General features: G+C 49.0%; 23 protein-coding genes. 12 read left to right on the top strand and 11 right to left on the bottom strand.

Going from position 1 to position 20,045, the window contains the following annotated elements:
- Positions 1-23: 23 nt before the first annotated feature.
- The 3 genes from ftsY to rpmG form a co-directional block, all read right to left on the bottom strand.
- Positions 24-986, bottom strand: a complete 963-nt coding sequence (gene ftsY, locus J7619_RS17440) for a signal recognition particle-docking protein FtsY (protein WP_291201125.1) — start codon at positions 984-986, stop codon at positions 24-26.
- A 164-nt stretch (positions 987-1,150) separates the two neighbouring features.
- Complete coding sequence (locus tag J7619_RS17445) at positions 1,151-1,303, bottom strand: DUF4295 domain-containing protein (protein WP_015813059.1); 153 nt, start codon at positions 1,301-1,303, stop codon at positions 1,151-1,153.
- Between the two features lie 103 nt (positions 1,304-1,406).
- The gene (gene rpmG / locus J7619_RS17450) at positions 1,407-1,589 is read right to left on the bottom strand and encodes a 50S ribosomal protein L33 (RefSeq protein WP_019944752.1); all 183 of its coding nucleotides are present in this window, start codon (positions 1,587-1,589) and stop codon (positions 1,407-1,409) included.
- Positions 1,590-1,863: 274 nt separating this feature from the next.
- Here rpmG and J7619_RS17455 point away from each other — a divergent pair, with 274 nt between their 5' ends.
- From J7619_RS17455 to J7619_RS17465, 3 genes are all read left to right on the top strand, one after another.
- Positions 1,864-2,397: a hypothetical protein gene (locus J7619_RS17455; RefSeq protein WP_291201127.1), complete on the top strand. Its 534-nt coding sequence runs from the start codon at positions 1,864-1,866 to the stop codon at positions 2,395-2,397.
- Positions 2,398-2,492: 95 nt separating this feature from the next.
- Positions 2,493-3,983 carry an Asp-tRNA(Asn)/Glu-tRNA(Gln) amidotransferase subunit GatB gene (gatB, locus tag J7619_RS17460; RefSeq protein WP_291201129.1) on the top strand — a complete coding sequence of 497 codons (1,491 nt, stop codon included), beginning with the start codon at positions 2,493-2,495 and terminating at the stop codon, positions 3,981-3,983.
- A 30-nt stretch (positions 3,984-4,013) separates the two neighbouring features.
- Positions 4,014-5,165: a TlpA disulfide reductase family protein gene (locus tag J7619_RS17465; protein ID WP_291201131.1), complete on the top strand. Its 1,152-nt coding sequence runs from the start codon at positions 4,014-4,016 to the stop codon at positions 5,163-5,165.
- Between the two features lie 133 nt (positions 5,166-5,298).
- Here J7619_RS17465 and J7619_RS17470 read toward each other — a convergent pair whose 3' ends face one another.
- Positions 5,299-6,177, bottom strand: a complete 879-nt coding sequence (locus J7619_RS17470) for an NAD(P)H-binding protein (protein WP_291201133.1) — start codon at positions 6,175-6,177, stop codon at positions 5,299-5,301.
- A 16-nt stretch (positions 6,178-6,193) separates the two neighbouring features.
- Between J7619_RS17470 and J7619_RS17475 the strand changes: the two genes are divergently transcribed.
- Together J7619_RS17475 and J7619_RS17480 are read left to right on the top strand one after the other, a co-directional pair.
- Complete coding sequence (locus tag J7619_RS17475) at positions 6,194-7,204, top strand: gliding motility protein (RefSeq protein WP_291201135.1); 1,011 nt, start codon at positions 6,194-6,196, stop codon at positions 7,202-7,204.
- A 46-nt stretch (positions 7,205-7,250) separates the two neighbouring features.
- Positions 7,251-8,336, top strand: a complete 1,086-nt coding sequence (locus tag J7619_RS17480; protein ID WP_291201137.1) for a complex I subunit 1 family protein — start codon at positions 7,251-7,253, stop codon at positions 8,334-8,336.
- Here J7619_RS17480 and J7619_RS17485 read toward each other — a convergent pair whose 3' ends face one another.
- The 3 genes from J7619_RS17485 to J7619_RS17495 are packed head-to-tail and all read right to left on the bottom strand — an operon-like array spanning position 8,337 to position 10,764.
- The gene (locus J7619_RS17485; RefSeq protein ID WP_291201139.1) at positions 8,337-8,789 is read right to left on the bottom strand and encodes a DUF3299 domain-containing protein; all 453 of its coding nucleotides are present in this window, start codon (positions 8,787-8,789) and stop codon (positions 8,337-8,339) included. It abuts the gene before it with no gap.
- Between the two features lie 59 nt (positions 8,790-8,848).
- Entirely contained in the window at positions 8,849-10,093 is a 1,245-nt protein-coding gene (locus tag J7619_RS17490) for an FtsX-like permease family protein (protein ID WP_291201141.1), read from the bottom strand.
- A 44-nt stretch (positions 10,094-10,137) separates the two neighbouring features.
- On the bottom strand, positions 10,138-10,764 hold the full coding sequence (locus tag J7619_RS17495; RefSeq protein WP_291201144.1) for an ABC transporter ATP-binding protein: 627 nt from the start codon (positions 10,762-10,764) through the stop codon (positions 10,138-10,140).
- Positions 10,765-10,878: 114 nt separating this feature from the next.
- On the opposite strand from J7619_RS17495, the gene J7619_RS17500 reads away from it, so the two are divergent.
- From J7619_RS17500 to J7619_RS17515, 4 genes are read left to right on the top strand one after another with little or no spacing between them, the layout of a single operon-like run.
- Complete coding sequence (locus tag J7619_RS17500) at positions 10,879-11,898, top strand: hypothetical protein (protein ID WP_291201147.1); 1,020 nt, start codon at positions 10,879-10,881, stop codon at positions 11,896-11,898.
- Between the two features lie 13 nt (positions 11,899-11,911).
- Positions 11,912-12,625, top strand: coding sequence for a DUF6089 family protein (locus tag J7619_RS17505; protein WP_291201149.1), 714 nt, complete (start codon positions 11,912-11,914; stop codon positions 12,623-12,625).
- A gap of 3 nt (positions 12,626-12,628) precedes the next feature.
- The gene (locus J7619_RS17510) at positions 12,629-13,171 is read left to right on the top strand and encodes a DUF2911 domain-containing protein (protein WP_291201152.1); all 543 of its coding nucleotides are present in this window, start codon (positions 12,629-12,631) and stop codon (positions 13,169-13,171) included.
- A gap of 26 nt (positions 13,172-13,197) precedes the next feature.
- Positions 13,198-14,091 (top strand): trypsin-like peptidase domain-containing protein, encoded by an 894-nt coding sequence (locus J7619_RS17515; protein WP_291201155.1) that lies wholly within the window; start codon positions 13,198-13,200, stop codon positions 14,089-14,091.
- 12 nt (positions 14,092-14,103) lie between these two features.
- Here J7619_RS17515 and J7619_RS17520 read toward each other — a convergent pair whose 3' ends face one another.
- Entirely contained in the window at positions 14,104-14,799 is a 696-nt protein-coding gene (locus tag J7619_RS17520) for a YjjG family noncanonical pyrimidine nucleotidase (protein WP_291201158.1), read from the bottom strand.
- 382 nt (positions 14,800-15,181) lie between these two features.
- Between J7619_RS17520 and J7619_RS17525 the strand changes: the two genes are divergently transcribed.
- The 3 genes from J7619_RS17525 to J7619_RS17535 all read left to right on the top strand — a co-directional run bounded on the left by J7619_RS17525 (position 15,182) and on the right by J7619_RS17535 (position 17,754).
- A complete protein-coding gene (locus J7619_RS17525) occupies positions 15,182-15,781 on the top strand; it encodes an RNA polymerase sigma factor (protein ID WP_015813074.1) in 600 nt (199 codons plus the stop codon).
- Positions 15,782-16,159: 378 nt separating this feature from the next.
- Positions 16,160-16,822 carry an endonuclease III gene (gene nth / locus J7619_RS17530; RefSeq protein ID WP_291201161.1) on the top strand — a complete coding sequence of 221 codons (663 nt, stop codon included), beginning with the start codon at positions 16,160-16,162 and terminating at the stop codon, positions 16,820-16,822.
- A 71-nt stretch (positions 16,823-16,893) separates the two neighbouring features.
- Positions 16,894-17,754 carry an FKBP-type peptidyl-prolyl cis-trans isomerase gene (locus J7619_RS17535; protein ID WP_291201164.1) on the top strand — a complete coding sequence of 287 codons (861 nt, stop codon included), beginning with the start codon at positions 16,894-16,896 and terminating at the stop codon, positions 17,752-17,754.
- Here J7619_RS17535 and J7619_RS17540 read toward each other — a convergent pair.
- From J7619_RS17540 to J7619_RS17550, 3 genes are read right to left on the bottom strand one after another with little or no spacing between them, the layout of a single operon-like run.
- Positions 17,751-18,869 carry an aminotransferase class I/II-fold pyridoxal phosphate-dependent enzyme gene (locus J7619_RS17540; RefSeq protein WP_291201167.1) on the bottom strand — a complete coding sequence of 373 codons (1,119 nt, stop codon included), beginning with the start codon at positions 18,867-18,869 and terminating at the stop codon, positions 17,751-17,753. The two genes, J7619_RS17535 and J7619_RS17540, sit on opposite strands and share 4 nt — an antisense overlap.
- A 13-nt stretch (positions 18,870-18,882) precedes the next feature.
- Positions 18,883-19,473 carry an acetyltransferase gene (locus tag J7619_RS17545; protein WP_291201170.1) on the bottom strand — a complete coding sequence of 197 codons (591 nt, stop codon included), beginning with the start codon at positions 19,471-19,473 and terminating at the stop codon, positions 18,883-18,885.
- Complete coding sequence (locus J7619_RS17550) at positions 19,467-20,045, bottom strand: sugar transferase (RefSeq protein WP_291201173.1); 579 nt, start codon at positions 20,043-20,045, stop codon at positions 19,467-19,469. Before J7619_RS17550 ends, J7619_RS17545 begins: the two co-directional genes overlap by 7 nt.

The raw sequence follows: 20,045 nt of genomic DNA on the forward strand, positions 1-20,045 counted from the left end.
GTTACCGTCGCTGACCAGCGCCGTTATCCTATTTTCTTAAACAGCGAATCAACGAATTCCGCGCGGTCGAAGACCTGCAAATCGTCCATTTTCTCGCCTACTCCGATGTATTTCACCGGGATTTTAAATTCATCCGAAATACCGATCACGACACCGCCTTTTGCAGTTCCGTCGAGTTTGGTAATGGCTAATGCGGTAATGTCGGTCACCTTGGTGAATTCGCGGGCCTGGATCACGGCATTCTGGCCGGTACTGCCGTCGAGGACGAGCAATACTTCGTGCGGCGCATCGGGGATGATCTTCTGCATCACGCGCTTGATCTTCGAAAGCTCGTTCATCAAATTCACTTTTGTGTGCAAGCGACCCGCGGTATCGATAATGATCACATCCGCACCGGTTTCGGTACCTTTTTTCAATGCATCGAACGCTACGGCCGACGGATCGGTGTTCATCCCGTGATCGATCACCGGCACATTCACGCGCTGGCCCCAGAGTTTTAGCTGGTCAACGGCCGCTGCGCGGAAGGTATCCGCTGCGCCGAGTACCACTTTATGGCCTCGCTGGTGAAACTGGTGTGCCAGCTTGCCGATCGTCGTCGTTTTACCTACCCCATTCACACCCACAACCATAATTACGTACGGCTTCGGCAAATGCTCGGTTTCGAAGCTGTCGGTAATGTCCACCGACTTATTCTCGGTCAGCAATGCGGCAATTTCTTCGCGCAGGATGCTATCGAGCTCGGCCGTGGAAGCATATTTATCCCTGGCTACGCGTTCTTCGATGCGTTTGATGACCTTCACGGTCGTCTCGACACCCACATCGGAGCTTACAAGTATATCTTCCAGTTCATCGAGTACGTCCTCGTCGATGGTGGTTTTACCCACGATCGCGCGCGAGAGCTTGCCAAAGAAGCTGTCCTTGCTTTTTTCGAGGCCCTTATCTAATGTTTCTTTTTTCTCCTTTGAAAAAAAGCCAAATAAACCCATAGTGCTGATTACATTGATGGCTCAAAAATAAAACAAAAAAGTCCCGGAAAGGGACTTTTTATAAATTCAACCCTTCGACTTCGCTCAGGGTGACAAAAATATTGCGCTTGATGTCAGTCTGAGCGCAGTCGAAGACAGTCCGAGCGAACCGGTGCGGCCGAAGACTAGTTTTTCAATGCACCCTGTACGCCGTCCAGGGGAACGATTTCTTCTTTGAAGGTATAAGCTCCTGTTTTAGGAGATTTTACGGCTTTGATCACTTTCGCGAATGCTTTACCGCCTTCTTTTTTCAGGGTAGCAACTACTTTCTTTGCCATGTCTGTATATCAGTTAGAAGTTATTTTGTTAATGATTAACTGTTCAACGCTTACCCAGTTATTGTTCAGCTTCACGTGACAGTTAACGGGTAACAAGACGAACTTACTTAATTTCTTTGTGGACTGTGTAACGTCTCAGGAAAGAGTTGAATTTCTTCAATTCCATACGGCCTGGCGTATTCTTCCGATTTTTTGTGGTCACGTAACGTGACATGCCTGGAACACCGCTTTCTTTTTGTTCAGTGCATTCCAAAATGACCTGTACTCTATTACCTTTCTTAGCCATTGCTTTACATCGTTTTACAAATAGGAGTGCAAAAGTAAAGACATTTTGCATTAATCGCAACAATTACAGACAAATAAACAAGAAATTTTCCTGAATTTGCTAAAAGCCACCTGCGGATAAGCGGTTGTCGGACAAGCGAATAGAATTCGGTGTTTTCAAGAATCGTCCGAATTTCTGCCATGACCATGACGGAAATCTAACGCAAACTTGCTTTCTTCGTGGTCGATTTGGTATCGCAACCTTAATCTGGCGAAAATTCTTAAAAATTAACACAATGACACTCAAAAAAAGCGCTTCTTTGGCCCTGATGGCCCTGGCAGTTTCTTTCTTCATCGGTTGTTCGTCCAAGGAAGACCGTGACAAATATGATCAGTGGTACGGCTCGGGAAGCAAATCGCGCGAAGAAGCGGCCCTCGTGAAGCTACAAAGCGATAGAAAAGCAGCGGCAGAAAAGGCAGAAGCCGAAGCAGCTGCGAAGCCGGCTACACCGGCAGCAACGCCGGGCGATACAGCAGCCACGGCAGCAGCTCCCGCAACCGATGCCACACCCAAACGCAAGCCGGTACCCGCAGAAGTGTCCGCGTTGCTGAACAAACACACTTGCTTCGCTTGCCACCAGGCTTACGACAAGGTAATCGGGCCTGCCTACTCAGAAGTTGCTAAGAAAAAATATACTGCTGACCAGATTGTGGAGCTGGTTCACAGCCCAAAACCGGAACACTGGCCTGGCTATCCTCCGATGGCGCCGTTGGCCCACGTTCCAAAAGCTGACATTGTTGTAATCGCCAACTGGATCAACTCACTCTGATCCCTGGCAAAACCGGCTATATTCCATAAAATACGGGTCGTTCATGCTATGGACGGCCCGTATTTGTATCTTTGCGAAAGCATTAGTAATATAATATGAGTCAAACCGCAATTCACCCCGCTGACGTTACCGATGAACTTCTGGCCGCTTATGAAACCGTAATCGGGCTCGAAGTACATTGCCAGCTTCTGACGGAATCCAAGCTGTTTACCCGCGATTTCAACATTTTCGGCACAGAACCCAACACCAATATCGGTCCGCTGACGATCGCATTGCCCGGGACTTTACCCAAAGTCAATAAAAAAGCAGTCGAATACGCCATCCGCCTGGGCATTGCCTGCGGGTGCTCGATCAGCAAGAGGACCATTTTCGACCGTAAAAACTACTTTTATCCCGACCTTCCGAAAGGTTACCAGATCTCGCAGGACAAAAAGCCGATCTGCGAACAGGGCGGCGTGCATATTTCCTTTAAGCACGACGGCAAGTTCACCGAAAAAACCATTCGCTTCCACCACATCCATTTGGAAGAAGACGCGGGAAAATCGGTGCACGACGGCAGTCACACCGAGACCATGCTCGATTACAACCGCGCCGGAACGCCCCTGGTGGAAATGGTTTCGGAGCCGGATTTGCGTTCGGCAGAGGAAACAGGCGCATTTGTGACAGAAATTCGTCGGTTGGTGCGCTATTTGGGCATCAGCGACGGTAATATGGAAGAAGGTTCCCTGCGCGCGGACGTGAACGTGTCCCTGCGCAAGAAGGGTGCGGCAGAATATGGAACAAAAGTCGAGATCAAAAACATGAACTCGATCCGTAACATGATGCGCGCCATTGCCTATGAGGAGCGCCGCCAGGCAGCCATGCTCGAAAACGGCGAGACAATCCAGCAGGAAACGCGGATGTTCGACGTGGAAAGCGGGCAAACTTACGGGATGCGTGTAAAAGAGACCATGAACGATTACCGCTACTTCCCAGACCCCGATTTGAGCCCGGTGGTGATTTCGGACGAATGGCTGGAAAGCATCAAGGCAAGTATGCCTGCATTGCCACACGAGCTGCGTGAAAAATTTGTGAATCAATATGGTATCCCGGCCTACGACGCCGCGGTACTGACCGATACCCGCGAACTGGCCGAATATTTCGAGGCAGTTTGTGCTAACACAGCGCATTTCAAAGCGGTATCGAACTGGCTGATGGGCCCCGTGAAATCCTACCTGAACGACCATCACGGTGACATCGCCCTTTTCCCGATCAGCGCCGGAAACCTGGCCGCTTTGATCGAACTGAACGAATCGGGCGCAGTAAGCCATTCGGTGGCTGCACAGAAGATTTTCCCGGTCATGCTGGAAGAGCCAAACCACGAGCCTTCGGAGATCGCTTCGTCAAATAACTGGCTGCAAAACAGCAATACGAACGAGCTTGAAACGTTGGTAGATGAGGTGATCGGCGCTATGCCCGACAAGGTCGCAGCTTACAGAAAAGGGAAAAAAGGCCTTATGGGGCTATTCGTCGGCGAAGTGATGAAAAAATCGAACGGGGCCGCAGATCCCAAGCTCGTGAACCAGTTGCTCGCGCAAAAGTTATAGATCACACATTTGACAATCGAACAGAAGATCATGAAGGCATTTATCAAACAGAGTGCATTGGTTTTGGGTGGCGCGTTACTGAGCCTCCAGGTCATGGCGCAAATCGAACCGAAAGGCTTTACTATCAATGGAAAGGTCAAAAACGGTTCCAAAGGCGAAAAAGTCATTCTGTCCCAATCCACTGCAGCCGGATCTTCTGTTAAACTCGATTCCGCATTATTAGGCGCCGATGGCAGTTTTACGCTAAAGGGCGTAGATAAAGACCGCGGCAGCTTTTTCACCCTCAATATCGCCGACCGGCAGAAGTTCCCCTTGCTCGTGGAAGGTGGGGAAACGTTCAGTATTACCGCCGACGGCACCCAGCGCGACGATAAAGGCAATGGCGGAAAGGTGTCCATCACCGGTTCCAAAAACATGGAGTACTACGCCAAAGTCGACCAGCTGATGCAGGCATTTTCCGCGAAAGTGACTGGCTGGAACGAAGCCTATGCAGCTGCGGAAGAGAAAAAAGACGCTAAAAAAATCCAGGAAATACAACAGGCCTACCAGGCAGCAGAGAAAGAAAGGGTAGCTACATTGCGCCAGATGATCCCTGAAATGGGAACGTCGCTTATCGCGCTTTTTTCGGCCAACAACTTTCTTACGCCTGAGAACGACCTGGACATCCTGAAAAAATTGGCCGATGACTATTCCAAAGTAGATCCCGTGCCCACGCTCGCGAAAGGCTTTATCGGGTCTGTTAAAAGAATGGCAGGTCTTGCCGTAGGCGAGCAAGCCCCTGATTTCACACTCAACAGCCCCGAAGGCAAACAGATCGCATTATCATCATTGCGCGGCAAATATGTGCTGATCGACTTCTGGGCCTCATGGTGCGGACCTTGCCGAATGGAAAACCCGAATGTGGTACGAATGTATGACAAGTTCAAGAACAAAGGCTTCGATATTTTCGGCGTTTCGCTGGACGATAACGAAAAAGCCTGGAAGACGGCTATCGAACGCGACAAACTAACCTGGCTGCACGGCTCGGAATTGAAGAAATGGAATTCGGGGGTTGCGCAGACGTATGGCGTCAATGCGATCCCCGCCACATTCCTGCTCGATAAAGAAGGCAAGATCATTGCAAAAAACCTCCGCGGCGCGGCGCTCGAAACCAAGCTCACCGAGTTGCTGGGGGCTCAGTAATACACTTTTTGGTTATAAATAATAAAATCCGCAGAGTTGATCCTGCGGATTTTTTTTAGTTCATGAGTTTAGAGTCTAATAGTTCAATGTTAAACGTTGTTGACTTTGAACTCATGGACTTTCAACTTTTGACTCAGAAATCCTCGTCGAGCTGATAATGAAACAGTAGCGGGTCGGGATATTTGAAATCATACCGGTACGATTTTCCGAATTTATCCCCTGAAATCAGTTTAAATGCCGGATGTTCTTCCGGTATTTTGAAAGTAGGCGCTTCCCAACCGAATTGCGCGCAGGAATCGATATACACTTCGCTACGTGTGGGATGGAATGGAGCGGTAATATTGAATGTCTCGTTTTGAATACCCTGTTTGATAATAGCTATGATAATGCCCGCCGCGTCGTCGCGATGGATGTAGTTCACAGGAATGTCACCCGTGGTCATGTTCTTTTGCCCCTGTACATATTTGCCGGGAATGCGGTTATAGCCCAGCAGCCCGCTCAACCGCAGGATAGTCACCGTTTTTTCAGGCCTTAATGCGGCTATGGCATTTTCGGCCGCCACCATTTCGGGCTGGGGCGACTGTTCGGGTAAAACTACGTCACGCTCAACAGCCGTTTGGCTCAGGTCGCGGTAAACGCCGGTGGAGCTTACAAAAACCACTTCCTTTACCGGCGATTGCCGGATCGTATCGGCCACCATCCGCATTTGCGCGGCATAGTTGCCTGCGACATTTTGCGACATACGAGGCGGGACAGCAATCACCACAACGTCCACATCGAAGAACGCCCCTGAAACGCTGGCGTCGATGCCCGCTTCGGGGTTTAACGGCAGTAGATAACCATCGATACCAACTCCCGCGAAAGTATCCAGCTTGGCCTCCGAAGTGGTACTCCCTTTCACCTGCGATGTAATACCGCTGCCGAGTAACCGTTTAGCTAATGGAAACCCGAGCCAGCCACAGCCCAGGATGCTTATGCGTTTTTTTTCTACTTTTGAAACTTGTTCCGACATATATTCTCTCCGTCCAATGGTTTATTTCAGGTCCTTGTTGTGCATTCTGCTTGTAACACTCCTCCAATTTTCTTGTAAAACCGACCAACGCAAGGAGGCCGACACCAGCAATATCCGGGTTGAACTGACTTCCAAAAATCTTGACGAAGAGCTGTTCTCCTGCAAATCGGTTGAGGATGTACAAAAGTTCCTGGACAGTCACCCCTATCTCGCGAAGGCCTATTTTACCAATGCCCCCGTCGAGCCTGCAAAACTGGCTGCGCATTTGTTTACAATCCTGCAAAACCCCGATTTACAGGCATTCCGGGCGCAACTCGATTCGATTATCGGGGACCGCAAAACCCGTATCCTGAACCCGCTGACCAATGCATTCAAGCAAATTAAATACCATTATCCCCAATTCAGAATCCCTGAGGTAGATTTTATCGTTACCGGCTTCGCTGGCAACGACCTTTATATTTCCGATTCGCTGATCGTCATTGGTCTCGATTATTTCGGGGGCCCTGCGGCGCGCTATCGACCTAATGTATATGATTACCAGCTTCGTCGGTACCAGCGTGAGTACATTGTGCCGTCAATCGTTTTCTTTGAATCCAATCAGTTCAATTTCATGAATGTCGGTGACCAGACATTGCTTTCGGACATGATCGGTTACGGCAAAGGCTACGAATTTGTGAAGCAGATCATGCCTCAAACGCCGGACAGCCTCATTATCGGCTATTCGGAAGACGATCTGAGGAGGACGTATAACAGCCAGACGGACATCTGGGCATATTTTATTTCCAGCAAGCTACTCTACGAAAAAAGCGACCTGAAAAAGCGCAAGTTCATCGACGACCGCCCGTTTACAACCGAAATCGGCAACAAAGTGCCAGGCGCGATCGGCCGGTGGGTCGGTTGGCGGATCGTGAGCCGGTTTTTAGCTGAAAATCCGGACACAAAGCTCACTGATCTCATGGCGATTGACAATGCCGGCCGAATTTTGCAGGAATCGGGATATAAGGGACAGACAGACGAAGATGAGTAAGTTTTTTACTTACTTTTGCGTCAAACCATTGTTCAGATAGCATTTAATGCCTTTTACGCTCATCATTTTCCTCCTGCTCGTCCCCGGCTTTGTCGTGATCGGTGTGTACTTGGAAAGGAAGGTCTCAGCCTTCATTCAGGACCGCCTCGGACCCATGGAAGTAGGAAAATGGGGGTTATTGCAGCTATTCGCCGATTTGCTCAAGCTGCTTCAAAAAGAAGATATTGTACCGAAAGCTGCTGACCGGCGACTCTTTCTGATCGCCCCGTTCGTCATTTTCATCTCTGTTTTTGCAGGATTCGCGGTGGTACCACTCGCACCGGAACTCGCGGGATCGGGCGCGGCTGTGGGGGTATTTTTCCTGCTCACGATCGTTTCCGTGGACGTAATCGGGTTGCTAATGGCGGGTTGGGGTTCCAATAACAAATTTGCATTGTACGGCGCCATGCGCGCGGTCGCTCAGATCGTCTCCTACGAAATACCGTTGGGTCTTTCCATACTTTGCGTGATTATGCTCACGCAGACGCTCGATTTACAGGTAATCAGCTATCAGCAAGGCATTTACACACCCGAAACAGTCTATTTATTCGGCATGCGCGAATTAGGAATCGATGTGAGCGGTGTGGGTGGGGTTCTGTCGTGGAATATCGTACGCAATCCATTCCTGCTGATCGCCTATGTCGTTTTCTTCATAGCTTCATTGGCCGAATGTAACCGCGCCCCTTTCGATCTTCCCGAAGGTGAATCGGAGTTGGTAGCCGGTTTTCACACCGAATATTCCGGAATGCGCTGGGCGTTGTTCATGCTCTCGGAATACGGTATGATGCTGCTGGTGTCGTTGTTGGGGGCTATTCTTTTCCTGGGAAGCTGGAATACGCCGCTGCCCAACATGGGTCCGGTAAAACTGGCCGACTGGACCAGCGGTGAGCCGGGAACATGGTTCGGTTACCTGACGGGGATTTTCTGGCTGCTATCGAAGGCATTATTCGGCATTCTGATCCAGATGTGGGCGCGCTGGACGCTCCCGCGCCTCCGCGTGGACCAGCTCATGTACCTTGGCTGGAAGGTGCTTACGCCCGTAGGACTCGTATTGTTCTTTATCTCGGGTGTTTGGCGCCTGATCGGCGTCTGATCATTTGACGATCTCCGCTCCTTCCAGAATGTAGTTCATCTGGTAAATATCATCGGCGTTGAGTTTCAATGTGCCGGTGAACGTGAGGCGTTCGTCCGTTTTGAATTTCTTTCCGTCCTTTTTCTTGAAATTCAGGGTCATGACCGTTTCCGGACCGGCGCCGCCGCAAAAAAAGCATGCGCTGAACGGGAATGCAGACAAAACATACAAATTGGCTTCCAAATCAACCGGAAGAATGTAACCCGTAATCGAAACCTGCTGATTTTTCAGCTTCTGCACACTTGGCCCGAATGTCGGATGCAGCATGTAAATCGATTCTTCGGCATACCATTTCTTTTTGAAAGTAACATCCCGCAGCGTTTCCCAGGTCAGTTTCACCGGTTCAATCGCCGGTTTGAAAGCGAACAGTGAGACGATGCAGAAGAACAATATGCTGATTTTGACAGATTTCATCAGTATTCCAATTTTGTATTACAATGATTTGTACCGGTTTAGCAAATTTACACACATTATTATTCCTCCGCCAGTGTCCGGGAGATATTCAGCCGGTAAATGCCCAGCGAAGGTAATGCGGCCGCTACCACGCCAATCACGAGCGCACCAAAAAACAGATAGATCTCTTCTGGCAGCAAGGCGAACTTGCCTAACGAATAATGAAAGTCCTGCTCCGCCGATTTGGAAAATACCCATAACCCGACCCTGCCGGCAATAACACCCGCAAAAAAGCCGATCACAGCAAGCGATACGCCTTCGATCAGCAGCATCAGGAACAACCTCGTGCGCGTGGCGCCCATGGAAAGCATAAGCGCCATCTCGTACTTCCTGTCTTTTAATGAGTTATACAGCGAAATAAAAACACTAACTCCCGCAATGGAGATAATGATCAATGCCAGGGTACGCAGCGTTTCAATACCTACGCCTAACAATGAGAAAAGCCGGTTGATTTCTATACTGGGTAATGCGGCCTGCATGGAGGTATTGTCGTTGATCTGGCGTGGAATGGTCATCAACCCCATCGGGTTACGGAACTGGATCAATGCGCTGGTTACGTCCTTGCCCTCTTCGTCCGGTTCGGGGTCTGCGTGTGCCTGACTGTCGGTATGCTCCAACTCCGCGACGGCCGGCGCTTGTGCCCCCTCCGAATGCTCATGAATATCCCAGACGCTCGATAGCCGGGTTACGATGAGCTGATCCACCACCGTGCCGCTGGGCTGAAATATGCCGACGACCTTGTATTTCTTATCCTCATGCTTCTCCCCCTCGGAATCCAGCCCGTGCGATCCCGAAAACTGATCTCCGATTTTCAGCTTCGAATCCCGCGCGACCTTGCTGCCGATCGTCACTTCCATGGATGCATTATATAAATGCCCTTCGGCCAGTTTCGCATTGAAGTGTTCGATGTATTTGGGCGTTGTTCCCAGTATTCTAAACCCCTGGTAATTGTCTCCCATCGACAGCGGGATTACCGTCTTCACAAACGGATTTTTCCGAAGCGCATTCACCTCCGCTAGTGGAATATTACCGGTAGGCGCGTCGATCTGGTAAATACTCGAGAGGATTACCTGCAACGGGCTGCCTTTGGCTCCTACCACCATGTCGATGCCTTTCAGGTTGCGCTTGAACTGTTCGTCCAGCTGTTTATTCAGCAGCAAAAGCAGGGAGATCATTCCAATACCGAGGGTCAGCAGCAATGCGCTCAGGAAGCTGTTGAGCTTTTTCTCCTTTAAATTGGCAATGCTGATCTTGAAAAGATTCATTCTTAAAAGGATTAGGTATGAAAAACGGCAATGCCGGTATGATTTTACAGAAAAACCTGGTTGGAAAACTCGTCTTTAAGGCGTTGGTCGTGAGTAACCACCACCAGACTCGCACCTATTTGCGCCGATTGATTTTTCAAAAGGTGGATCACCCGCTGGCAATTATCATCATCGAGGTTGGACGTTGGCTCGTCGGCAAGGATGATATTGGGGTTATTCATCAACGACCGCGCAATGCTTACGCGCTGCTGTTCTCCCTGGCTTAGCTGATTCGTTTTTTTGGATAAATGATCCGCAAAACCCAGCTGCTCGGCCAGGTGACGGGCCTTTTGGCGGTCTTCTTTCTGATTGGCCAGATAATTGGACAACAAAATGTTATCCATCACCGAAAGCGAGCTCACAAAATGCGGCCGCTGATAGATAATACCGATGTTTTTGGCACGTGTAGCAGTAATTTCCTGAGGGGTCAGGTTTTTGACAGATTTACCCGCGATGACAACATCCCCCGATTCCGGCGTCAGCAACAACGCCAGCAAATGCAGCAATGTGGTCTTTCCCTTACCTGATTGACCAAGGATAAGGAGTGTTTCTTTGTCGTTGCAATGAATATTGGGGAAGCTGAATCTTTTCTGAGCGGAATAAGAAAACCGTAGCTGATTACTCGAAATCATTTTCTGTGGCGCTTTTTGAGTACACAATGATAAGGAAGATTTGTCGTTGAAATGGTGTTGCATCCTGAAGAAAACCAACAACTATTCTATTTTTGCAAAAAAATCGATCTGAAAATGCGTAGAAATTTCGACTTGAGAAGAGTATCCGGAGCGTTGGCTTTAACCCTGATCTTGGGGCTATTACTGTCTGGCAAAGACGTAAAAGCACAGAACAGGGGGTTCTTCGTTCCCTATTCTACGGCAGGTTTTGGTATTGGTACTTCGAGCTACTATGGCGATCTGGCGCCGTACCGTCGCCCGCTGGCCTCTACCTTCAAAATGATCCGCTGGAGTGTCGGCGGGAACTACACACGCCACTTTACACCGCGCCTTGCCGCACGAGCAAGCTTCATTTATGCCAGAATCGCCGGTGACGATTACATCATGAACCGCGATTCGAAACACGTTACCAGTATTTACTACGCCCGGAACCTGCATTTCCGCAATGACCTTAAAGAGTTTTCGATACAAGGTATTTACAAACTGACACCGGACAACCGCAGTTATGATCGCCGCCCTCAACTGGGCTGGTACCTGTTCGCAGGTGTCGCGCTTACCGCACACAATCCGAAAGCACTCGATTCCCTGAATGGCGACTGGGTAAAATTACAACCGCTTGGAACAGAAGGCCAGGGTCACGAAGGATATGCCAAGCCTTATTCACTGGTTCAGTTTGCGATCCCTCTCGGTATAGGCGTCCGCTATAAAATCAATTCCAAATTCGACATTTCGGCTGAACTGGGTTACCGCAAAACGTTCACAGACTATCTTGACGACGCGCACGGTGCCTATGCCGATCCAGCGCTTTTCGCGGATAATCCAACAGCTGCATTAGTTGCAAACCGCACCACCGAGCAATTCGCCGCGCGTAAGGGGAAAGACAGAACCAATGATGTGAGAAAATTCATGGATGCCAACTACCCGGGCGTTTTGGCTAGTGGAGAAGACCCTTTTACAAAACTACCTACTACCGGATTCGGGGCACCCGGCACCGAACGCGGCAATAGCCCAACCCAAAAGGACGCTTACCTTTTTGGTATGATCAGCGTCCATTACATGCTGCCTTCGCAGGTAAAATGTCCTCCACTGAGATAATAAACTTACCCCGTTGAAATACATTTTCGAACATTTGAATGAACGGCCGCTGCTGCGGAGATACTTGCCGGTTATGATGCTGGCAGGTATTTGTTTTTTTCCGGCAGCCGTGCAGGTACGCGCGCAGCGGGTCGAGATCGGGGCAGGTGTCGGAGGCTTCAACTACCGGGGGGATATCTCTCCTACTTTTCGCTTTCGTTTTTTCAAACCGGCCGGAAGCCTTTTTTTCCGGTTCAATCCCAACCAGGCCCTATCGCTCCGTGCGGAGGTAGCCGGCGGCTTCATCGGTGCGGACGATAAGAAAAGCGACGATCCGTTTCAACAGGCCAGGAATATGTCATTCCGCACTACGATATTCGAAGGCAGTGCGGTGGCAGAGTATAACTTTCTCAATTTTCAGGACCGCCGTTTTGCTGTCAACTGGAGTCCCTATGTATTCGGAGGGCTTGGTTTCAACAAATTTAATCCCAATATCCAGACCAGTTCATACAAAACATCCGGCCTTGTGCTGCCATACGGCGTAGGCATCAAATATCAGATCCGTCGCCCCTGGAACATAGGACTGGAATACGGCACGCGGAAAACTTTTACGGATTACCTCGACAACCTCGGCGGCGACCCTACATCTACCGACAAATTCCAGCAGGGCGATCCCTCCGTAAAAGATACCTACTTTTACGTGCGTCTTTCTGTTAGCTATACCTTCTACAAAATCTTCTGTCCCTGATTTATGAAAAGAATTCTACTGATTGTCTTTGCCTTGATCATCGTTGCAGTCGCAGGCTTTTGGGGAGTCAGGAAATATACCAAGTCGTTTAGCCCGGAAGCAGTGGCGGAAACCAGTCTGAATGGGGTCAACATCAAAATCTCCTACGGACAACCCAGCAAAAAAGGTCGCATGATTTTCGGCAGGGAGCAGGACAAAGCATTGCTGCCCTATGGCAAGGTATGGCGTACCGGTGCCAATGAAGCGACGCTGATTGAATTCGAAAAAGATGTCGTAATGGGTGGTAAACCGGTTAAGGCCGGAACCTACTCCCTTTTTTCCGTGCCTGGGCAAAGCACCTGGAAAATCATCCTCAACTCGGAAACCGGACAATGGGGCACAGATTACAACGACGGCAAGAATGTCATGAATGTCGAAGTTCCGATCCGGATCCGTCCGACAGTTCAGGAAGTCTTCCATATTTATTTTGAAGAAATCCCCAATGGTGTCAACATGGTCCTGAGCTGGGACCAGACGGAGGCGCTCGTTCCCTTTACCCACCCTTAGTTCGATACGGCTACGGCCAGTTTTTTATGTTTGTTGATGCTATTGAAAAAATAGATCAGTTTACCCGTCCGGTTCACTTTATCATCCGTTATTACGCAGGGAGCGACATTGTTCCGGGTACTGCCACCTTGTTTTTCGTGAATGAAGACGGCTTCGCCGTTACGTGCCGGCATGTCGCCCGGCAGATATTGTATGCTAACAACATTTATGAAAATTACCTGAAGTTCAAGGGTGAACTTCGAAAATTCGAGAAAGATCCCGGCCTTGCCACGCAACGTAATTTGCTGGAAACGAAATACAAAATCGCGCCGGACAGCCCGATCCGCATCCTTTTCAACTTCATCAGTTGTGTATCGGCCTACAAAGGGCTCACAATCCATCTGCATCCGACGCAGGATCTGGCCATTATCCAATTCCGGAATTACGAATCAAAACAATACCAGTTTCATGCCCAATTCCTGAAAGATTCCAGAATGGTGAAGCAAGGCCGTTACCTGTGCCGGTTAGGTTACCCATTCCCCGAATTCACCAATTACCGGTACAATAAGCATACGGGGGACATCGAATGGACGACCGAAGGCAAGATCAAGACCCCGAGCTTCCCGATTGACGGCATCATCACCCGCCATATCGGCGACAACAGCGAAGTCGTAGGCATCGAAATGAGCACACCGGGACTACGCGGCCAGAGTGGCGGGCCGTTGTTTGACCAGAACGGCATCATTTATGGAATGCAGAGCTCCACACGTCACCTGCATCTCGGCTTCGACCAGGTCAACCGCGAAGTGACGATTGACGGTCATCGCAAGCGGGTGTCCAATTACCCGTTCCTGAACGTCGGGCAATGCGTGCACGTCGATGTGATCAAGCAGTTTTTAAAAGAAAAACACATCCGCTACTATGAAGCCGACCCGGCCTGACCTCCGGCATCATTAAAGTACGCGCATCAACTCTTCGAGCCTTTTGATATTATAGGTAGGCGATTCGTCGAACACCAGACCCGCCGGATTGAGGTACACCGTGTCCATCCCGACCTGTTTTGCGCCGAGAATATCCGCGATCCAGTTGTCGCCCACCATCAGGCTTTCCTCCGCTGTGGTTTGCGCCAGCTCCAATGCAAACTCGAAAATACGGCGGTCGGGCTTCTTGGCGCTGGCCGTTTCGAATGTCACTACATGATCGAAGAAATGGCCGATCTCCGAACTCGCGATTTTCCTCGCCTGGATTTCGTTGAAGCCATTCGTGATAATATGCATTCCATAGCCCGCCGCCGACACGTAGTTCAGCAAATCGAGCGCGCCTTCCAGCAAATGCTTCTTGGTAGGCAGCGAAGTAAGGTACAACTCCCCGATTTCTGTGTGCTCCGGCGGACATTCCGCGCCGAGCTCCTCAAAAACCATCCTGAAACGGTTCTCACGTATATAGCTATGGTGCAACTGCCCGCGGTCGAACGCGTCCCACAAAGCAGTATTGATTTTAAGGAATGAACCTACAAATGCCTCTAACGACGGAATGCCGTAACGGGTGAGCTGGTGATGGTGGAAAATCTCTTCCAGGGATTCGGACGAATTTCTCTCAAAATCCCAAAGTGTGTGATCCAAATCGAAGAAGATATGCTTGTATCTCATATCTGGTAAAAATTCAATTTTTATAAGAAAAGTGAAATTACGATGTCCAGCCGACAAATACAGGGCCCGACATACTAAAATCGATCTAACTCGACGTGCGCATCGTAAATTATTTATTAAATACTATTATTTATTCTAATATGTCTACGGTGTGGTGACAACGAATGCGATGCATCTAAAACATGCACAACTTGTTAACATCTGTTAACGGGAAATAATTTTTCTGCAAAAAGGAACTCAAACATTTGCAAATTATTTTTCAAATCCATTTCTTTGATTCGTATAATTCGAAATACCGAAAAGTCACATCTAATTTTCACCAAACCAGAAAGGAGAAACAATATCGACGAACTGCTCTACGTTAACTAAATCGAATAGTAAAATGGAGAAAGTCCAAGTTAGCGACAGTGAGTTGGTAACATTGTATATCCGGGGCAATGAGAAGGCTTTCGAGAAGCTTGTTCAGCGCCATAAGTCGAGAATATACACCACTATTTATCTGATTGTCAAGGATCAATATGTAGCCGAAGATTTATTACAGGATACATTTATTAAAGCTGTTGACACAATTAAAGGTGGGAGATATAACGACGAAGGTAAATTCCTGCCATGGATTATACGAATCGCACACAACCTCGCCATTGATTATTTCAGACGCGATAAACGCTACCCCAATGTAGTGTTCGAAGATGGGAGCAGTGTTTTCAACACGCTGGATTTTTCGGAAGATTCCGTTGAGTCGATCCAGATTCGTCAGGAAACACATGAGCAGCTGCGGGAGATGATCCAGCGGTTGCCCGACGTGCAGAAGCAAGTTCTGATCATGCGCCATTACGAGGACATGAGCTTTCAGGAAATTGCAGACGCCACGGGTGTGAGTATTAATACGGCATTGGGTAGGATGCGTTACGCGTTGATAAACCTGCGTAAGCAATTTAACCAACGTGCCCCACAGTATGACAAAAACCTTTACCTACGATGATGTTGTAAGGTATTTATATGCCGAAACAACTGAGAATGAAAATGAACAGATTGTTGAGGCGCTCGCTCTTGACGACAACTTGATGAACTTTTATCTCGATTCACTGGAAATCCAGAATCAGATGAACAGGATCACTCGGACTCCCTCCGAGAATGTGATTTCAGAAGTTTTCAGATATTCGCGACAATTCTCTTCTAAAAGATCTGCTGCACTCCTGTACTAGGACGAGTTGGCAGATTTTTTTGTTTCCAGCTATCGGTGCGGTAGCTGGAAATTGTCATTATTTTTAAGATTTGGAACGGAAACCCGCCAGTCGGTTCCCGTTCCCGGTAGATTTCTGTGTCGGAATTCCATCCTTCATAGGACCATGATTGTATTATGCAAAAAAAAGAACGCTATAAACTCTTCCTGGATTATTTCACCCAGAATTTCCCGGAGCCCGAAACCGAACTGCATTATTCCAATCCGTACGAGCTGTTAGTGGCGGTAGTCCTGTCGGCGCAATGTACCGACAAGCGTGTAAATATGGTCACGCCGAAGCTTTTCGAGCGTTTCCCGGATCCCGAGTCACTCGCCGCCTCCAACTCGGAGGAGGTGTTTACTTATATCAGATCTATTTCCTACCCGAATAACAAAGCCAAACATCTGGTAGGCCTGGGAAGGATGCTGGTTGACCAGTTTCACTCAGGGGTCCCTTCCACCGTGGAAGAATTGCAAAAATTACCCGGTGTGGGCCGCAAAACCGCCAATGTGATTGCTTCGGTGATTTTCAGCATGCCGGCAATGGCGGTGGACACGCACGTTTTCAGGGTATCACGCAGGCTGGGCCTCGTGCCGCTTACGGCAAAGACGCCGCTAGCCGTAGAGAAGGAACTGGTGAGCCACATTCCAAAGCATTTAATTCACAAAGCCCATCACTGGCTTATCCTGCACGGGCGCTACGTGTGTACCGCGCGCAACCCGCAGTGCTTCCAGTGCCCGCTATCGCCATTTTGCAAATACTTTGAAAAAAATGTAAAAATCGACGTTTTTCATTCTTGATTACAACCAATTTCCGCGTAGCATGGTCTACCCTGAAACTAAAACAATCCCATTAATTACTTAGAAAAGAAATGAAGCGTATTAATCTGGTGTGGTGTGTACTACTGACGATGGCGATCGGTGTATCATCTTGTATGAAAGATGTATCAAACAGGGATGAGGAGAAAATTGCCGAGAATGAAACTGCTATCCAAGCCGCATTGCAGGCCGACAGCTTAGGCTCAAAAGCGGTGAGGGATTCGGCCGGCTATTATTACATTATCAGAAAGCCCAATCCGGCCGGTCTGAAAGCACAGATCGGTGACGCAGCAACCATCAAATACACCGGCTACCTGCTGAATGGGACCAAGGTTATCTCTTCTACTGAGGACAACAAAACGGAATTCTCTTTCCCGGCTTACGGAGGCGTATATTGGCCAGGCATTGAGTTGGGAATTTTCAAATTGAGAACTGGCGAAAAAGCGACTTTCTATCTGCCGTTCTACCTGGCCTCCGGCGCCGTGGATAGGGTGAATATCCCCGCTTACTCACCTATTCGCCTTGAAGTTGAGTTTATCAAAACTCGTACTGAGCCGCAGCAAATCGATGATTTCATCGCTAAAAAAGGCTATACCGTATCCGAAAGAACGCCTGATAATCTCGTAATAGTGAAAGCCAATACTGTGACCGGTGACACGATCGGCATAGGAAAATCGGTGAATGTAAAATACGTAGGAAGGCTGCTCGACGACACGAAATTCGATGAAAATACGAGCAGTTTCGTTACAGGCAGCCCGAACACGATCCCAGGATTTGACAGGGCAATCAGAAAAATGAGAAAGGGTGAAAAGGCGATAATCGTATTCCCGTCCAAACTAGGTTATGGCAAAACATGGACCAAATCTATTCTTCCCTATTCTCCGCTTCAATTTGAAATTGAAATTCAAAACTAGGTTTTGAAGCAATCGCTTATGATGCAGGCAATCAGTTCCCTGTCATCGTCATGGAGATTTGACCCTGAAGGCAAACAAATCCCGCGATTAAACAACCCTTCCGAAACGCTACCTCCAAAACGAGGTAGCGTTTTGTATATCTCCTGACAATGCATCGGCTTCCACATTGGTCTGGATTCAATTCTGTTCGCGAAAAGCGCATTCTGAATAAGCAAAGTATCTTCATCCCCGACAATCAGCGCCGTCAACCATCGGTTTGAAAACAAACCGGGAATGCCGTTCTGAAAGCTAGCATGAGGAAGTTTGCTTAGGGAAGTTTGATAAAACAGATAGTTGGCTCTCCGTTGTTGAACCCTTTCGTCAACCACTTCCAACTGCCCCCGCCCGATCCCAGCACATACATTACTCATCCGGTAATTGTAGCCCACCTCCCGATGCGCGTAATGTGCCGTCGGCTCCCGGGCTTGTGTTGCCAGATAACGGGCCCTTGCAAGGTATGCTGCATTGTCCGAAAGCATTGCACCACCTCCCGACGTGGTAATGATTTTATTTCCATTAAAAGACAGAATACCGACATCGCCAAAGGTCCCTACCTTACGGCCATTGTATTCCGAGCCTAATGCCTCCGCAGCATCCTCAATCAAAGGGATTTCATATTTTTTACACAAATACAAAATCTCATCCAGCATGGCCGGCATACCGTACAAATGCACGACTATCACGGCTTTGGGTTTTCTCCCGATACTTATATAATGCAGGATAGCATCTTCCAAAGCATCAGGGCACATATTCCATGTTACCGGCTCACTATCGATAAAAACCGGCGTCGCGCCTACGTACATGATCGGATTCGCCGTCGCTACGAATGTCAAGGATTGGCAAAGGACGATGTCGCCTTGGCCGACGCCTAATGCGAGCAATGCAAGGTGCAGCGCCGCCGTGCCCGAAGACACCGCTAATGCATGTTCACTGCCGGTGTAGCGGCACAATTCTTCCTCGAAAGCTTCGATATTCGGTCCAACAGGCGCGATCCAGTTGCTATCAAATGCTTCCTGGATGTATTTCATTTCGCGCCCGCTCATGTGCGGGGGTGACAGGTAAATTTTATACTGCATAGTGTGTTTTATTTTAACAAATGATCCTGGCAGGATTTCCAACCACCTTTGCATAATCGGGGACATCGCGAACCACCACGGAACCTGCTCCGATCACACATTCCTTCCCGATATTTACCCCAGGCAGGACTACGCTTCCTGCGCCAATAAGCGTGCATTCGCCTACACGCACGCCTCCGCACAAGATAGCGCCCGGGCCTACATGCGCAAAGTCGCCGACGGTACATTCATGATCAGTAATAGCGGCGGTGTTGACAATCACGTGATCCCCCAGACAACAATCGACTTGAATGATTGCACGATGTACTACCACAACTCCCTCGCCTAAATGCACGGAATCATCGATGATCGCCGTCGGATGAACCGCTGCTCCAAAAGAATGCGCGACTCGCCCCGCGACCTTTCGGCGAGCGAAATTGTTGCCAATGGCGATAATCAGCTTTTCATTCTGCATCAGCCATGGATCATAAGCGACCGGAACGCATGGACCACGCCATTTCGCATTTTGCCAATGATCATCGAACAGGCCCAAAACCTGTTCTCCACGCGCCGAAAGTATACTTGCTACCACCTTCGCATGCCCACCTGTACCGTAGATCAGCATGTCTTACGACCTTTGAATGGGGAAACATCAACGGCGGAACCGGCAGCATTACGCATGAACAGAAGCCCCATAGCTGTCTCGAAGATGATCCTCACATCGAGCATCAGCGAAAGGTTATCCACATAATGCAAGTCAAATTCAAACTTTTCTTCCCAACTCAGCGCATTGCGCCCATTGATTTGCGCGAGGCCGGTCATACCGGGTTTTACCGAATGCCGTAGATGCTGTTTTTCATTGTAATGCGGCAGGTATTCTTGCAACAGAGGTCTGGGCCCTACAATGCTCATATCGCCCCGTAGTACGTTCCAGAACTGCGGCAACTCGTCGATCGACGATTTCCGAAGCAATTTCCCAAGCCGGGTGAGCGGCTTGCCGTCGCCTTGTATTGTCCTGAATTTCAGGATTGCGAATAACCGCGCATCCAGCCCCGGCCTGATTTGCACAAAGATCGGGTTACCTTTAAAATGCACCGACAACACCGGCAGCAGCACAACAAAAAACGGCAACGAGGTGATTAACCCCATTGCCGCCAGTAAAATGTCTAAGATTCTTTTTCCTTTTGAACGATACAT

It is taken from the genome of Dyadobacter sp. (assembly GCF_017744695.1).
Lineage (GTDB): Bacteria > Bacteroidota > Bacteroidia > Cytophagales > Spirosomataceae > Dyadobacter.

Excerpts from the sequence above, each read along its gene's own strand:
- ftsY (WP_291201125.1), bottom strand. The coding sequence starts at position 986 with ATGGGTTTATTTGGCTTTTTTTCAAAGGAGAAAAAAGAAACATTAGAT.
- J7619_RS17445 (WP_015813059.1), bottom strand. The coding sequence starts at position 1,303 with ATGGCAAAGAAAGTAGTTGCTACCCTGAAAAAAGAAGGCGGTAAAGCA.
- rpmG (WP_019944752.1), bottom strand. The coding sequence starts at position 1,589 with ATGGCTAAGAAAGGTAATAGAGTACAGGTCATTTTGGAATGCACTGAA.
- J7619_RS17455 (WP_291201127.1), top strand. The coding sequence starts at position 1,864 with ATGACACTCAAAAAAAGCGCTTCTTTGGCCCTGATGGCCCTGGCAGTT.
- gatB (WP_291201129.1), top strand. The coding sequence starts at position 2,493 with ATGAGTCAAACCGCAATTCACCCCGCTGACGTTACCGATGAACTTCTG.
- J7619_RS17465 (WP_291201131.1), top strand. The coding sequence starts at position 4,014 with ATGAAGGCATTTATCAAACAGAGTGCATTGGTTTTGGGTGGCGCGTTA.
- J7619_RS17470 (WP_291201133.1), bottom strand. The coding sequence starts at position 6,177 with ATGTCGGAACAAGTTTCAAAAGTAGAAAAAAAACGCATAAGCATCCTG.
- J7619_RS17475 (WP_291201135.1), top strand. The coding sequence starts at position 6,194 with ATGGTTTATTTCAGGTCCTTGTTGTGCATTCTGCTTGTAACACTCCTC.
- J7619_RS17480 (WP_291201137.1), top strand. The coding sequence starts at position 7,251 with ATGCCTTTTACGCTCATCATTTTCCTCCTGCTCGTCCCCGGCTTTGTC.
- J7619_RS17485 (WP_291201139.1), bottom strand. The coding sequence starts at position 8,789 with ATGAAATCTGTCAAAATCAGCATATTGTTCTTCTGCATCGTCTCACTG.
- J7619_RS17490 (WP_291201141.1), bottom strand. The coding sequence starts at position 10,093 with ATGAATCTTTTCAAGATCAGCATTGCCAATTTAAAGGAGAAAAAGCTC.
- J7619_RS17495 (WP_291201144.1), bottom strand. The coding sequence starts at position 10,764 with ATGATTTCGAGTAATCAGCTACGGTTTTCTTATTCCGCTCAGAAAAGA.
- J7619_RS17500 (WP_291201147.1), top strand. The coding sequence starts at position 10,879 with ATGCGTAGAAATTTCGACTTGAGAAGAGTATCCGGAGCGTTGGCTTTA.
- J7619_RS17510 (WP_291201152.1), top strand. The coding sequence starts at position 12,629 with ATGAAAAGAATTCTACTGATTGTCTTTGCCTTGATCATCGTTGCAGTC.
- J7619_RS17515 (WP_291201155.1), top strand. The coding sequence starts at position 13,198 with ATGTTTGTTGATGCTATTGAAAAAATAGATCAGTTTACCCGTCCGGTT.
- J7619_RS17520 (WP_291201158.1), bottom strand. The coding sequence starts at position 14,799 with ATGAGATACAAGCATATCTTCTTCGATTTGGATCACACACTTTGGGAT.
- J7619_RS17525 (WP_015813074.1), top strand. The coding sequence starts at position 15,182 with ATGGAGAAAGTCCAAGTTAGCGACAGTGAGTTGGTAACATTGTATATC.
- nth (WP_291201161.1), top strand. The coding sequence starts at position 16,160 with ATGCAAAAAAAAGAACGCTATAAACTCTTCCTGGATTATTTCACCCAG.
- J7619_RS17535 (WP_291201164.1), top strand. The coding sequence starts at position 16,894 with ATGAAGCGTATTAATCTGGTGTGGTGTGTACTACTGACGATGGCGATC.
- J7619_RS17540 (WP_291201167.1), bottom strand. The coding sequence starts at position 18,869 with ATGCAGTATAAAATTTACCTGTCACCCCCGCACATGAGCGGGCGCGAA.
- J7619_RS17545 (WP_291201170.1), bottom strand. The coding sequence starts at position 19,473 with ATGCTGATCTACGGTACAGGTGGGCATGCGAAGGTGGTAGCAAGTATA.
- J7619_RS17550 (WP_291201173.1), bottom strand. The coding sequence starts at position 20,045 with ATGTATCGTTCAAAAGGAAAAAGAATCTTAGACATTTTACTGGCGGCA.